Source organism: Halovivax limisalsi (assembly GCF_023093535.1).
GTDB lineage: Archaea > Halobacteriota > Halobacteria > Halobacteriales > Natrialbaceae > Halovivax > Halovivax limisalsi.
In genome coordinates, this window is sequence record NZ_CP095757.1 from 989,313 (window position 1) to 1,001,583 (window position 12,271).

Sequence of the window (12,271 nt, forward strand, 5' to 3'; positions counted from 1 at the left end):
GCCTTCGACCTCGCGGAGCCCCAATACGGTGGCCGTTCAGTGAGACACCCATTTAAGCCCGGTTTCCTGCTCGCGGCCCGGCTGCCGAGGTGGCCACGAATCGGCGACTCGGTCGGCGAGCGCTCACGTCCGAGACGGCAGTCGAGCGGATCGGCCGACACCACCGGATTACGTGAGTGGGGCGCGTCGGGTACCCCCATGCGGGAACGCGCTCGCTCGCGGCGACGCCCGCTCGACCGGCGAGCCCTCGCGCAGCTCGTCGGCTTCGTCGTCGGCGTCAATTTCGTCGGCGGCGTGCCGGGCGTTCTCTTCGGCCTGGATACCGCCTGGTTTCGCGACCTGACGAAACCGTGGTTCTACCCGCCGTCGATCGCGTTCCCGATCGTCTGGACGCTCCTGTTCACGCTGCTGGGCGTCGCGCTCTGGCTCGTCTGGCGAGCCGGGGACCCCGAAATCGCGGAGGCGCGCACGCTCGCGCTCGGCCTCTTCGCCGTCCAGTTCGCGTGTAACGTTGCCTGGACGCCGGCCTTCTTCGGGCTGCGGTCGATCGTCGCCGGCCTCGCGGTACTCGTCGTCCTCTGGCCGCTCGCGCTGGCGACGGTGCCGGCGTTCGCCCGCGTCGACCGCCGAGCCGGGGTGCTCTTGCTCCCGTACGTTCTGTGGGTGACGTTCGCGCTGGCGTTGACCGCGGACTTCTGGCGGTTGAACGGGTGAGGCAGCCGGCGGCCGACCGCATCAGACCGGCACGAACTCGACTGCGATCCAGGCCAGCACGCCGGCGTAGATGGGGATCGTCAGGTTGTCGTCGAGGACGAAGTCGCCGCGTTTGACGGTCACGCCGTCGGCGACCGTGGCGCCCAGCGCCGCGGCGATCGCGGCCAGCGGGTATTCGTAGAGAAACGGGATCGCGAGCAGGGCGCAGACGGCGAACATGCCGGCCAGCACGGCCGGGCGCTTGACCCGCCTGAGCGAATCGGCCGAGATCCAGCCGCTGACCGGGTCGCCGATAGAGAGCATCAACATCGCGGGCAGGGCGATCCGCCAGTCGAACGCGAGCACGACGAGCGCCATGCTCACCATGTACCAGCCGTAGCCGGCGAACTGGTCCTGCTCGTACTCGCGAGTGAGCTTGTCGTAGAGCCACCACTCCAGCCCGCCCCGCAACCGGAGGTACTCGAGGCCGATCGTTCCCGCCGCGAGGACGACCATCAGCAGGCGAAAGCGCTGCCAGGTGAGCCCGATATCGAGAGACCGCGCGAGGAGAAAGAGTGCGACCAGTCCGGACCCGCTCGCGTGGACCAGCCGCCGCTTCAGTTCGTCCGCCATCGTCACGTCGCTCGGCCGGTGGCACCTTCAGTACGTCGATTGGCACCGGCCGTTGGCGGGGGTCGACGGTCGCTCTCGGGGCGGCGCCGACCGTTCGCGGCGATCCGACGGACGACCGACGGTCGCCAGTGCGAGCGGCCGGGGGACGGCGACGGTCGCGCTAGCCCTCGAGCTCGTCGAACGCGAGGTCGCCGGCGCGAAGCGCCGACAGCGTCTCCGGGAGGTCCGCGACGGCGACCCGCGTCTGTGCGGTCGAGTCGCGTTCGCGCACGGTGACGGTTGCCGGGTCGTTCTCGATGGTTTCGAAGTCGACGGTGACGCAGAAGGGCGTGCCGACCTCGTCCTGGCGGCGGTAGCGCCGGCCGATGTTGCCCGAGTCGTCGTAGGTGACCGACAGGCCGGCCGCGCGCAACTCGCTCGCGATCTCGCGGGCCTCCGACTCGAGCGCGTCGTCGGACTGCAGCGGGAAGACGCCGACGAAGGTGGGTGCGATCTCGGGATCGAGCGCGAGATACGTCCGTTCCTCGCCGTCGACCTCGTCCTCGCGGTAGGCGTGGTGGCAGACGGTGTAAACCAGCCGGTCGACGCCGAAGGAGGGCTCGATCACGTGCGGGATCAGGTGCTCGCCCGACTCGGTCTGTTCCTCGACGGCGAAACCGGTTTTCTCGACGGGGATCTCGTGGGTCTCGCCGTCGAGGTCGATCTCGACCGACTCGCCGTCTCGCGGCTCCGAGTCGTCGCCGCTCGACCGTTCCGCGGCCGTATCGGCCGCGCTCTCGAATGCGGCCCGGTCGCGCTCCGCTTTGGTTTCGAGCGCCTCGACGACTCGGTCGGCATCGGCGCCGAACTCGGGACCGAGGTAGCTCATGTCGGGATCGACGACGGTCCGCTCGACGGTCCTGGGTTCGTCGTAGGGCTGGAATATCGAGTAGCGATCCTCGGAGTGGGCGTCGTGCTTCGAGAGGTCGTAATCGCCCCGGTCGGAGAAGCCGGCGAGTTCGATCCAGTTGCCGTCGAGTTCGGCCTCGGCGTCCCAGCAATCGCTGGCGTAGTGTGAGCGCTCGCCCGCGAGGTGCTGGCGGAAGCGGAATCGCTCCATGTCGACGCCGAGCGAGGCGTACCACTCGCGGGCGACGCCGAGGTAGTAGGCGATCCACGGCTGCAGCGTCCCGTCGTCGACGGCCGCGCCGACGGTGGTCTCGACGAGGTCGCCGTCGTCTCGTTCCTGTTCGCTCGCCGGGTAGAGCGTCAGGTCGACGTCGGTGACGGAAGCGAGGTCCGGCTCGTCGGTTTCGGGGTCGATGAACAGCTCGAGTTCGGCCTGGGTGAACTCCCGGGTTCGGATGATCGACCGGCGGGGGCTGATCTCGTTGCGGTAGGCGCGACCGATCTGGGTGACGCCGAAGGGAAGCTGGTTGCGCGCGTACTCCTTCAGGCGGGGGAACTCGACGAAGATGCCCTGGGCGGTCTCCGGGCGGAGGTAGCCCGGCTGGGCGTCGCCGGGGCCGATGTTCGTCGCGAACATGAGGTTGAAGTCCTCGACGGCCTGGCCCGCCAGGCCCGCGCCGCAGGTCGGACAGACGAGTTCGTACTCCGCGACGATCTCCTCGACCTCGGGGATCGGCAGGCCCTCGGCGTCCTCGTACTCGGTCTCGTCCTCGACGACGTGGTCGGCGCGGTGGCTCTCGCCGCAGTCGGGACACTCGACGAGCATGTCGTCGAAGGTGTCGAGATGGCCCGAGGCCTCGAAGACGGGTTCGGGCATGATCGTCGGCGCGTCCACCTCGACGTTGCCCTCGGCGACGGCGAAGCGTTCGCGCCAGGCGTCCTCGACGTTTTGTTTCAGGGCCGCCCCCTGCGGACCGAACGTGTAAAACCCGCCGACGCCGCCGTAAGCACCCGCCGACTGGAAGAAGTAGCCGCGGCGCTTGGCGAGTTCGACGAGTTTCTCGCCCGTTCGGTCGTCGGTCCTCGCCTCATTCGGTCGGTCGTCCGAGCCCGTCGGGTCGTCGGTCATCTCAGTCGTCATAGAGCGCCCTCAGTAGGTCGACGTCGCGGACGATGCCGACGAGGCGCTCGCCCGTGACGAGCGGGATCTGTTCGATGTCGTTGCTGATCATGTCCTGGGCGGCTTCCTCGACCGACCGGGACCGCGTGACCGTCACCACGTCGTCGGACATGAACTCCCGGACGGGACCGTTCGGCAGTTCGATGTCCCGGGTCGTAAACGTCCGGCTTCCGACGGCCTTGACGCCCTCCCAGGACCACTCGGAGTCCTGATCCGGGAAGTTGTCCCCCGTCGATTCCTCGCCCTCGACGATGCGGGCGACGTCGAGGATGTCGACTTCCGTGAGGACGCCGGCCATCGTCCCTTCGTCGTCGAGGACGACGGTGTAGGGGACGTCGGCGTAGGAGAGTTCGGCCTCCGCGACGAGCAGCGGCGTCTCCGCGTAGGTGGTGTTGATTGCGTCGGTCGCGCAGTCGCCGACCTCGGTGTCGGCGGCGACGTTCCCCCTGGCGATGGCGTGGACGACGTCGGTCACCGTCACGATCCCTTCGAACTCCCCGTCGACGACCGGGACCCGCCGGGCGCCCTCCTCGACCATCAGGCGCGCGACGGCCTCGATATCCGTTTCGGCCGTGGTCGTCGGGACGTCCTCCATCAGCATCACCAGCTGGTCCTCGTCGGGCTGGTCGATGAGCGACTGCCGGGAGATCAGTCCGCGGTACTCCGGCCCGTTATCGCCCTCCGCGATCACCGGTACGGAGGAGAACGATCGCTCCTGGAGGTACTCGAGAACGTCGCTGCGCGTCCCCGGCAGCATCGCCGTCACCACCTCGTCGCGAGGGGTCATCGCGTCGGCTACCTTCATGTCGACCGGCTACGGCCAAAACCCGTATAAAGCCAGTGTTTCTCGCGTGTACGCGCCCCGCGCCGGGCGACGATCGGGATCGCTTCGACGACTTTATACGTATCCGAGTGAGAGTGTCTATCATGGTGGCGAGCCACGTTCACGGATCGGCCTCGACGGAGACCGTCGTCGCCTCGATCGATTCGGACACCGGCGGTGACGAGTACGTCATCGCCGACATCTCCACGGACGACGCCTGGCTCTCGATGGCCGCCGACGCGGCCCCGACACTCGACTCCTGGCGATAGGCGCCCGTCACGAGCGCGCTCGACCCTTTTCTCCCGTCGCCACGCATGAACTCGACCACCGGACCTGACGTCGAACGCGCCGCGAGGTCGCCGGGCGGCGTCGTCACGCGCGGCCTCGGCGCCCTGGTGCCGACGGCGATCGCGCGCCGTTCGATCGACGTCTCGATCGGGATCGAGCGCCGTGTCTACGAGCGCGGCGAGCCGGTCCCCTTCTCGGTGACGTTCCGGAACCGGTTGCCGGTCGCCGTCTCGCTGGCGACCCCGACCCAGCGGCGCTGGGGCTGGACGATCGACGGCCACCTCGAAGGGACGACCGAATCTCGGACGCTCGCCAGTCGACCGGCCGAATTCGCCTTCGGCGCCCGCGAAACCCGCCGGATCCCGGTCGAGTGGAACGGGCGCATTCGGCGCGCGGGCTCGCCGGACGAGTCGGTCGTCCCCGACGCCGGCGAGTACGAACTCTCCGCCTTTCTCGCGACCGAGAACCGGCCCTCGGACTCGACCATCATCCGGCTCCGGTGAACGAACGGATCGGCCCGATGGCGCCGGTCGAGCGGCGCTGGACAGGTCGCCCACGGGCGAGACCGGGAGCGACTGCGCACCCGCCCCGTCAGCGGTGGCGGTGGCAGGCCGAGCGGTGGACGTCGTCGCCGTAGCGCGTCGGCACTTCGTACTCGGGTCGTTCCTGCGCGCAGATGCTCGGCTCCGCGAACGCCTCGGTGAGGCGGGTCGCGGCCTCCGTCCACGCCTCGCTGCCGGCATCTGCGCCGTCCTCGCTCGCGATCAGGTCGATCGCCTCGGTGACGATCTCGCCGGCATCGCCGCCGGGAAGGCCGTGCGGGAAGAATCGTTCGGAGAGCTCCGCGACGGGGGCCGAGTCGATCGTGTGGCGGTCGACGGCGCGCACGAACGTGCGAACGTCGTCCCACTCGCGCTCGGTGAGGTCGAAGCCCTCCGGCGCGATCAGCTTCGGACAGCGCGTCCGGAACCGACAGCCCGACGGCGGATTCGTCGGGCTCGGCACGTCGCCCTCGAGCACGCCCCTGACGCCCTCGTCGCGCGGATCGGGGACGGGAATCGAGTCGAGCAAGGCGTTCGTGTACGGGTGTCGTGGGTTCTCGAACAGCTCCTCGGTCTCTGCGAGTTCGACGATCCGTCCGAGGTACATCACGGCGACGCGGTCGGCGATGTAGCGGATCACCGAGAGGTCGTGGGCGATGAAGAGGTAGGTGAGGCCGAACTCGTCCTGGAGTTCCTCCATCGTGTTCAGCACCTGCGCCTGGATCGAGACGTCGAGCGAGGCGACCGGCTCGTCACAGACGATGAAGTCCGGGTTGACCGACAGCGCCCGCGCGAGGTTGATCCGCTGGCGCTGCCCGCCGGAGAACTCGTGGGGATACCGGGTGTAGTGATGCGGATCGAGGCCGACCTTCTCGAGCAGCATCCGCGCGCGATCGCGCCGCCCGTCCGCATCGAGCATGTCGTGGGCCGCCATCGGCTCTTCGACGATCTGGCCGACCGTCATCCGCGGGTCGAGCGACGACTGGGGATCCTGGAAGATCAACTGGACGTCGGCCCTGAGGCTGCGCATCTCCCCGTCGGAGAGATCGGTCAGGTCCCGCCCGTCGAACTCGATCGTCCCGTCGGTCGCCTCGAGGAGTCGCAGGACCGTCCGGCCGAGCGTGCTCTTGCCACAGCCCGACTCGCCGACGAGGCCGAGCGTCTCGCCCTCGTAGACCTCGAAGGAGACGTCGTCGACGGCCTTGACCGGTTCGTCCTCGATGCGGAGCGGCGGAAATCGATCCCCGTCGAACCGGACGTCGCCGAAGAACCCGCCGCCGTTCGAGAAGTACTTGCTGAGTCCCTCGACGCGCAGGAGCGGCTCTGCGGCGTGTTTCGAGGTGGGTGTGTCGGTCCGTAGCGTCGCACCCTCCTCACTCATCGAGGTCACCCCCGGCGTCGATCTCGGCGGCCCGACTCGCGCCCGTCGTGGCTTCGGCCTTGGCGTCCGTCGCGAGCGGGTCGCTGGTCTCGTAGCCGACGTCGAACGCCTCGCCCTTGAGGCAGGCCGAGCGGTGTTCGACCTGTTCCGTCGGATACTCGCCGTGTTCTGTCGGCCGTTCGCCTTGCACCGTCATCTGCTCGTCGGTCTCCGCCGACGCGACCGGGCGCGGGTCCGGGTGGATCCGTTTGCAGATCTCCTTCGCGTCCGGACACCGCGGGTGGAACCGACAGCCCGGCGGCGGGTTGATCGCCTCGGGCATGACGCCGCTGATCGGGTTCAGATCCTCGACGGTTCGGTCCGGCCGGGGCATCGATTCGAGCAACGCTCGCGTGTAGGGGTGGCTCGTCTCGTAGAACAGCTCGTCGACCGGCGCCGACTCGACGATCTCGCCGAGGTACATGACGTTGACCCGGTCGCAGATCTCGGCGACGACGCCCATGTCGTGGGTGACCCAGATAAAACTCGTTCCGTACTTTTTCTGGAGGTCGTCGACGAGATCGAGGATCTGGCCCTCGACGGTGACGTCGAGCGCGGTCGTCGGCTCGTCGGCGATGATCAGGTCCGGTCGGCAGGCCAGCGCCATCGCGATCAGGACCCGCTGGCGCATCCCACCCGAGAACTGGTGGGGATACTCGTCGTACCGGTTCGCCGGGTCCGGAATGCCGACCTCGCGGAGCATCTGTATCGCTTCGGCCTTCGCTTCGGTTTTCGAGAGGTCGCGGTTGACCTCGATGAACTCCCGGAGCTGACCGCCGATCGTAAAGACCGGATTGAGCGACTCCATCGGATCCTGAAAGATGACGGCGATCTCGTTGCCGCGGATCTCGCGGCGAACCGCCTCGTTCGAGAGCATGTCCTCGTGCCGTCGCACCTGTCCGTCCGACCCCTCCTCGGCGGCGAAGATCGTCTTCCCGCGGTAGGTGATCTCGCCGGCGACGATCTCGCCGGGCGACTCGATCAGTCTGAGTAGACTCATCGAGGCGACGCTCTTGCCGGCGCCGCTCTCGCCGACGATACCGACGATCTCGCCCTCGTAGACGTCGAAGGAGATGCCGTCGACGGCGCGAACGGTGCCGCTCTCCGTGAAGAACTGCGTCTGCAGGCCGCTGACGCTGAGTAGTGGGTCTTCGCTCATGGTGAGTGGTCTTCGCTCATGGTTAGTTGTCGATTCGCGGGTCGAGGGCGTCCTGCAGCCCGTCGCCGAGCAGGTTGAAGCCCATGATGGTGAGCATGATCGCGAGTCCGGGCCAGATCGAGAGCCAGATGTTCGAGTGCATGTAGCCGTGCGAGGTGTTCAGCATCTGCCCCCAGTCGGGCGTCGGCGGCTGGGCGCCGTAGCCCAGGAACGACACGCCGGCGACGATGAGGATCGTGATGCCGATCTGTAGGGTCGCGTAGACGAGCATCGGTGCGAAACTGTTGGGCACGACGTGTCTGAGGATGATGTGGCGATCTTTCACGCCCGCCGCCCGCGCCGCCTCGATGTAGTCCATCTCCCGCACGCTCAACACCCGACTGCGGATGATGCGCGAGAAGACGGGGATGAAGACGATGCCGACGGCGATGATGATCCACGTGATGCCGGAGTTGCCCACGAAGACGGTGAAGACGATGATGAGCAGCAGCGCCGGGATGGCGTAGATGATCTCGACCGCCCGCATGAGCGAGTCGTCGACCCAGCCGCCGTAGAAGCCGGCGACGGCGCCGACGACCGTCCCGCCGATCAGCCCGATCCCCGTTGCCACGATGCCGACGCTGACCGAGACCCGAGTGCCGTAGACGATCCGGGTGAAGTAATCGCGCCCCTTGGGATCGGTGCCGAGCGGGTAGCGCTTGAACCCTTCCCAGGTCTCCCAGCTCCACGGCCACTCGGCGAAGGCCGGCGGGATATCCGTTCCGGGCTCCTCGCCGGGTTGGGGAATGGCCGTCGGATGATCGAAGATCGGGAGCCATTCGGCCATGGCGTAGTCCTCGTAGGCGCCGAACGTGAGCGTCGAGAGGTAGGTATCGATCGTCACGAACGCCGTGACCGCTAGGACGAATCCGACGATGTACAGCCCCCACCGGGCCGTCGTATCCCGCATGATCGTGCGGACCGTGTGGCGCCACCCGACGGCCGCGTCGGTGCCTCCTCGGCCGTCGACCTGCGATTCGCCGACCGCCATCTCACTCCACCTCCCCGTAGGTGACGCGCGGATCGACGTACGCGTAGGCGATGTCCGTGATGATGACGCCGATGACGAACAGCGCCGCCAGGATCAGCGTGATCCCCATCATCACCTGGTAGTCGCTCTGCTCGATCGACTGGACGAACAGCCGCCCCATTCCGTTGATGTTGAAGACGGTCTCGGTCAGGACGGCGCCGCCGATGGCCGTCGAGAGGTTGAGGCCGACGATCGTGATGACGGGCAACTGCGCCACCTGGAACGCGTGTTTTCTGAGGATGGTCCGCTCCCGAATCCCGTAGGCGCGGGCCAGTCGGACGTAGTCCTTCTGGAGCGAGTCGATCATCTGGGTGCGCTCGACGCGCATCAGCGTCGCCATCTGGAGCGTCCCCAGCGCGATCATCGGCAACAGCAGGTGCCTGATCGTCTCGATGTAGAGTTCGGGCTTCGTGTCGATACCGCGGTAGGCCTCCGGCGACCGCCACGGGTAGACGAGCCCGCTCGAGGGCAGCCAGCCGAGTTTGACCGCGAAGATGAGGATCAGGACGATCCCGATCCAGAACGACGGCGTGCTCACGCCGACGAGCGCGACGATTCGCGAGGCGTGGTCGGACGGGTTATTCCGCCGCTTGGCCGCGAGGATCCCGAGCGGGATGGCCGTCACGAGCGCGAAGGCGTACGCCGAGAGCACCAGCATGAGCGTCGGCCCGATGCGATCGCGCATCAGCGACGCCACCGACCGTCGGCGGTGAATGCTCTGGCCGAGATCGCCCTGCAGGAGGCCGGTCATGTAATTGATGTACCGTTCGTGGACCGGTCTGTCGAGGCCGAACCGGGCTTCTATCGTCCGAACCATCTGCTCGTCGAACTCCTGGCCCTGCAACATCAGCCGGACCGGATCGCCCGGTCCGAAGTTGGCCAGGGCGAAGACGATCGCGGAGATTCCGATGAGCACGGGGATCGCCTGCAGGAGTCTGTACGTCGTGTATCGAAGGAGTCCCATAGTGCGGAGCTAGCGAGTCAATCCGAGCTGTCACCTGGTACCTGTCTGAGACGGGCCGACGCGTCGCGCCGATCCCGGAGTCGCGCGGTCTGGATCGTCACGGTGGTTGATCACTGGATCGTCACGTCGTTGTAGGTCGAGGCGAGGTCGGGGTTCGTCGAGACGTTCGGGTGCGGCTCGAGTCCCGAGACGTAATCGCCGTGGGCGAGCGTGTTGTCCTGGGTGAGCATCGGATAGGCCGGCAGTTCCTCGACGATCTCGCGGATGACCGGCTCGTAGATGTCGTACCGGGCGTCCTGCCCGGCCGTCTGGCGCCCTTCGCGGATCGCCTCGTGGAAGCCGTCGCTCCCCTCGTAGTAGTGGCCCTGGTTGAGTCCGGCCTGACTCTCGTGGAACAGCGGGTACAGGTAGAAGTCCGGATCCGGCCCGCCGGTCCAGCCGAGCATGTACATCGCGTAGTCGTCCTCGTTTCCGGTCGTGTAGCGCTCGATGAGCTGGTCGAACGAGAGCACCTGCACGTCGGCGCTGTACCCGATCTCGTTCAGGCGAACGGAAATGCGCTCGGCGAACTGCCCGCGCAGGCCCGCTGGGGCGATGATCGTCGGCTCCCAGTCGGATGGCGCGTGTTCGTCGAGCAACTCCTTCGCCCGGTCCGGGTCGTAGGAGGGCAGCAGCTCCTGGTACTCGTCCTCCGGGAACCCCCAGACGTCGTTGACGACCGGCGGGATCGGGCTGTACATCGGACGCGCGACGTTCGAGGCGTTGTTCTCGATGAAGTCGGACATCGAGTAGGAGTGAGCGATGCCGTGGCGGACCTCCGGAATCGTCGTCGGGCCCTCGTTACAGTTAAAGGCCATGTACATGTACGACGGACTCTCGGCGCCTTTCACCTCGACGCCGCTCTCGCCCTCGAGGACGCTCCAGTCGTTGTTCGGGATGTCGAGCGCGACGTCCGTGTTGGCCGACCGGATGTCCGAAATACGACTCGCGTTGTCCGCGTTCGCGACGAACCGGATCGTGTCGATATTCGCGTTCATCTCGTCGTTCCAGTAGTCGTCCCACTTCTCGACGACGACGTACTCGTTCTCCTGGAGCTCCTCGAAGGTGTACGGTCCCGATCCGACGGGATCCGTGTTGTAGGCGTCCCGATCCTCGGTCCGAACCGAGCTATTCGGGATCGTCACCGCCATCGTCTGCAGTTCGAACGGCCCGTAGGGCTCGTCCATGTTGACCTCGAGCTGGTGGTCGTCGATGACCTCCACCGAGCTGATCATGTCGTAGGACGAGGCGTTCTCGGTCTCCTCCTCGACCGGCGCGACGAACGCGTGGCGCACGTCTTCGGCCGTCAGCGGATCGCCGTTGTGGAACTCGATGCCCTCGTGGATCTCGAACATGTAGCGCCGACCGTCGTTCTCGACCTCGGGCATGCCCGTCGCCACGTTGGGCTCCAGTTCGAGTCCCTCGTTGAACTCGTAGAGGCCGTCGAAGATGAACCCCATCACCTGGAAGCTGTAGGCGTCGTTCGAGACGACCGGATCGTACTCTTCGGAGCGTTCCTGAGACTGGGTAACGTGGATGAACGACCCATCTCCGCCGTCGCCGCCACCCCCGCCGTCGGATCCGTCCGAGCCGTCGCTCCCGTCCGAACCATCGCCACCGCCGGTGCAGCCCGCGATCGCCGCGACCGACATCGCTGCACCGGACCCGAGCACCCGCCGCCGCGTGAGGGCCGGTTTATCGTGTGCCATACCACCAATGTCCTAACGGGACAGGCAATATAGTTTACGATAATTCATAGTATACATTAATAATTGAAACTGGTATGTTTACACTGCGAGATATTTGAGCGTATAATACCTCCTAACCGAAATATAGAACCGAAAATACCTTATAATATAAATTATTGATAGAAGTAATTTTAAAATACAAATGTACTATCGTTCGTTGTGGGCGCCGGATGGTCCTCGATCCATCGACGAACGAGACGGGAAGTATCGTCTCTCGCACGGGTGGCTCAGGTTCCCGTCACCACGACGGCGGCCGATCGAACCGACGAAGCATCCGCCAGCGCCACGCACGACGAGCAGGCGGGTCATCCTCGCCGAGCGGTGGGCTTTTCCTGCGGGCCCTCGTGGCCAAGCGCATGAACCTCAGGGAGGTCGAGACGTCGGGGGAGTACGTCGCCAGACTCGAAACGGGCGCGGACTGGCGCGAGGAACTCGAATCGATGGCCGCGTCGGTCGACGCCGACGCCGCCTGGTTCACGGCGCTCGGCGCCGTCCAGGACGCCGAACTCTGGTTCTACGACCAGGACGAGAAGACGTACAGCCCCATCACGTTCGACGAGGAACTCGAGGTCGCCAGCTGCGTGGGTAACGTCTCCTTCCTCGACGGCGAGCGGTTCGCCCACACGCACGCGGTCCTCTCGCGTCCCGACGGCGAGTCGATCGCCGGCCACCTGAACGCCGCCACGGTGTTCGCGGGCGAGGTCTACATGCGCGCGTTCGACGCGACGCTCGAACGCGAACACGACGAGACGACCGATCTGGACCTCTGGCCGCTGTGATCCGGGTGGAACCATAGCCTGCCCGCTTATCCGTGGATGACACGCT

The 12,271-nt window shown here is 66.6% G+C and carries 12 protein-coding genes; 4 read left to right on the forward strand and 8 right to left on the reverse strand.

What is annotated here, in order from left to right:
* Positions 1 to 198: 198 nt before the first annotated feature.
* Positions 199 to 714 (forward strand): TspO/MBR family protein, encoded by a 516-nt coding sequence (locus tag MXA07_RS04365; RefSeq protein ID WP_247730831.1) that lies wholly within the window; start codon positions 199 to 201, stop codon positions 712 to 714.
* A gap of 21 nt (positions 715 to 735) precedes the next feature.
* Here the strand turns inward: MXA07_RS04365 and MXA07_RS04370 are convergent, their stop codons facing one another.
* From MXA07_RS04370 to MXA07_RS04380, 3 genes are all read right to left on the reverse strand, one after another.
* Positions 736 to 1,326 (reverse strand): diacylglycerol/polyprenol kinase family protein, encoded by a 591-nt coding sequence (locus MXA07_RS04370; RefSeq protein WP_247730832.1) that lies wholly within the window; start codon positions 1,324 to 1,326, stop codon positions 736 to 738.
* 160 nt (positions 1,327 to 1,486) lie between these two features.
* Positions 1,487 to 3,343, reverse strand: a complete 1,857-nt coding sequence (gene glyS, locus MXA07_RS04375; protein ID WP_247731705.1) for a glycine--tRNA ligase — start codon at positions 3,341 to 3,343, stop codon at positions 1,487 to 1,489.
* A 1-nt stretch (position 3,344) separates the two neighbouring features.
* Positions 3,345 to 4,199, reverse strand: a complete 855-nt coding sequence (locus tag MXA07_RS04380; RefSeq protein WP_247730833.1) for a CBS domain-containing protein — start codon at positions 4,197 to 4,199, stop codon at positions 3,345 to 3,347.
* Between the two features lie 122 nt (positions 4,200 to 4,321).
* Between MXA07_RS04380 and MXA07_RS04385 the strand changes: the two genes are divergently transcribed.
* Complete coding sequence (locus MXA07_RS04385) at positions 4,322 to 4,486, forward strand: DUF7556 family protein (RefSeq protein WP_247731783.1); 165 nt, start codon at positions 4,322 to 4,324, stop codon at positions 4,484 to 4,486.
* A 45-nt stretch (positions 4,487 to 4,531) separates the two neighbouring features.
* The gene (locus MXA07_RS04390) at positions 4,532 to 5,008 is read left to right on the forward strand and encodes a DUF7974 family protein (RefSeq protein ID WP_247730834.1); all 477 of its coding nucleotides are present in this window, start codon (positions 4,532 to 4,534) and stop codon (positions 5,006 to 5,008) included.
* An 88-nt stretch (positions 5,009 to 5,096) separates the two neighbouring features.
* Here the strand turns inward: MXA07_RS04390 and MXA07_RS04395 are convergent, their stop codons facing one another.
* The 5 genes from MXA07_RS04395 to MXA07_RS04415 all read right to left on the reverse strand — a co-directional run bounded on the left by MXA07_RS04395 (position 5,097) and on the right by MXA07_RS04415 (position 11,407).
* Positions 5,097 to 6,428, reverse strand: a complete 1,332-nt coding sequence (locus MXA07_RS04395; protein ID WP_247730835.1) for an ABC transporter ATP-binding protein — start codon at positions 6,426 to 6,428, stop codon at positions 5,097 to 5,099.
* Entirely contained in the window at positions 6,421 to 7,626 is a 1,206-nt protein-coding gene (locus MXA07_RS04400) for an ABC transporter ATP-binding protein (RefSeq protein ID WP_247730836.1), read from the reverse strand. The genes MXA07_RS04395 and MXA07_RS04400 overlap by 8 nt, the downstream gene beginning before the upstream one ends.
* A gap of 22 nt (positions 7,627 to 7,648) precedes the next feature.
* The gene (locus MXA07_RS04405) at positions 7,649 to 8,656 is read right to left on the reverse strand and encodes an ABC transporter permease (protein ID WP_247730837.1); all 1,008 of its coding nucleotides are present in this window, start codon (positions 8,654 to 8,656) and stop codon (positions 7,649 to 7,651) included.
* Between the two features lies 1 nt (position 8,657).
* Entirely contained in the window at positions 8,658 to 9,659 is a 1,002-nt protein-coding gene (locus tag MXA07_RS04410) for an ABC transporter permease (protein ID WP_247730838.1), read from the reverse strand.
* 110 nt (positions 9,660 to 9,769) lie between these two features.
* A complete protein-coding gene (locus MXA07_RS04415) occupies positions 9,770 to 11,407 on the reverse strand; it encodes an ABC transporter substrate-binding protein (RefSeq protein ID WP_247730839.1) in 1,638 nt (545 codons plus the stop codon).
* Between the two features lie 395 nt (positions 11,408 to 11,802).
* Between MXA07_RS04415 and MXA07_RS04420 the strand changes: the two genes are divergently transcribed.
* Positions 11,803 to 12,225, forward strand: coding sequence for a PPC domain-containing DNA-binding protein (locus MXA07_RS04420; RefSeq protein ID WP_247730840.1), 423 nt, complete (start codon positions 11,803 to 11,805; stop codon positions 12,223 to 12,225).
* The last annotated feature ends 46 nt before the right edge of the window (positions 12,226 to 12,271 follow it).

Excerpts from the sequence above, each read along its gene's own strand:
- MXA07_RS04365 (WP_247730831.1), top strand. The coding sequence starts at position 199 with ATGCGGGAACGCGCTCGCTCGCGGCGACGCCCGCTCGACCGGCGAGCC.
- MXA07_RS04370 (WP_247730832.1), bottom strand. The coding sequence starts at position 1,326 with ATGGCGGACGAACTGAAGCGGCGGCTGGTCCACGCGAGCGGGTCCGGA.
- glyS (WP_247731705.1), bottom strand. The coding sequence starts at position 3,343 with ATGACCGACGACCCGACGGGCTCGGACGACCGACCGAATGAGGCGAGG.
- MXA07_RS04380 (WP_247730833.1), bottom strand. The coding sequence starts at position 4,199 with ATGAAGGTAGCCGACGCGATGACCCCTCGCGACGAGGTGGTGACGGCG.
- MXA07_RS04385 (WP_247731783.1), top strand. The coding sequence starts at position 4,322 with ATGGTGGCGAGCCACGTTCACGGATCGGCCTCGACGGAGACCGTCGTC.
- MXA07_RS04390 (WP_247730834.1), top strand. The coding sequence starts at position 4,532 with ATGAACTCGACCACCGGACCTGACGTCGAACGCGCCGCGAGGTCGCCG.
- MXA07_RS04395 (WP_247730835.1), bottom strand. The coding sequence starts at position 6,428 with ATGAGTGAGGAGGGTGCGACGCTACGGACCGACACACCCACCTCGAAA.
- MXA07_RS04400 (WP_247730836.1), bottom strand. The coding sequence starts at position 7,626 with ATGAGCGAAGACCCACTACTCAGCGTCAGCGGCCTGCAGACGCAGTTC.
- MXA07_RS04405 (WP_247730837.1), bottom strand. The coding sequence starts at position 8,656 with ATGGCGGTCGGCGAATCGCAGGTCGACGGCCGAGGAGGCACCGACGCG.
- MXA07_RS04410 (WP_247730838.1), bottom strand. The coding sequence starts at position 9,659 with ATGGGACTCCTTCGATACACGACGTACAGACTCCTGCAGGCGATCCCC.
- MXA07_RS04415 (WP_247730839.1), bottom strand. The coding sequence starts at position 11,407 with ATGGCACACGATAAACCGGCCCTCACGCGGCGGCGGGTGCTCGGGTCC.
- MXA07_RS04420 (WP_247730840.1), top strand. The coding sequence starts at position 11,803 with ATGAACCTCAGGGAGGTCGAGACGTCGGGGGAGTACGTCGCCAGACTC.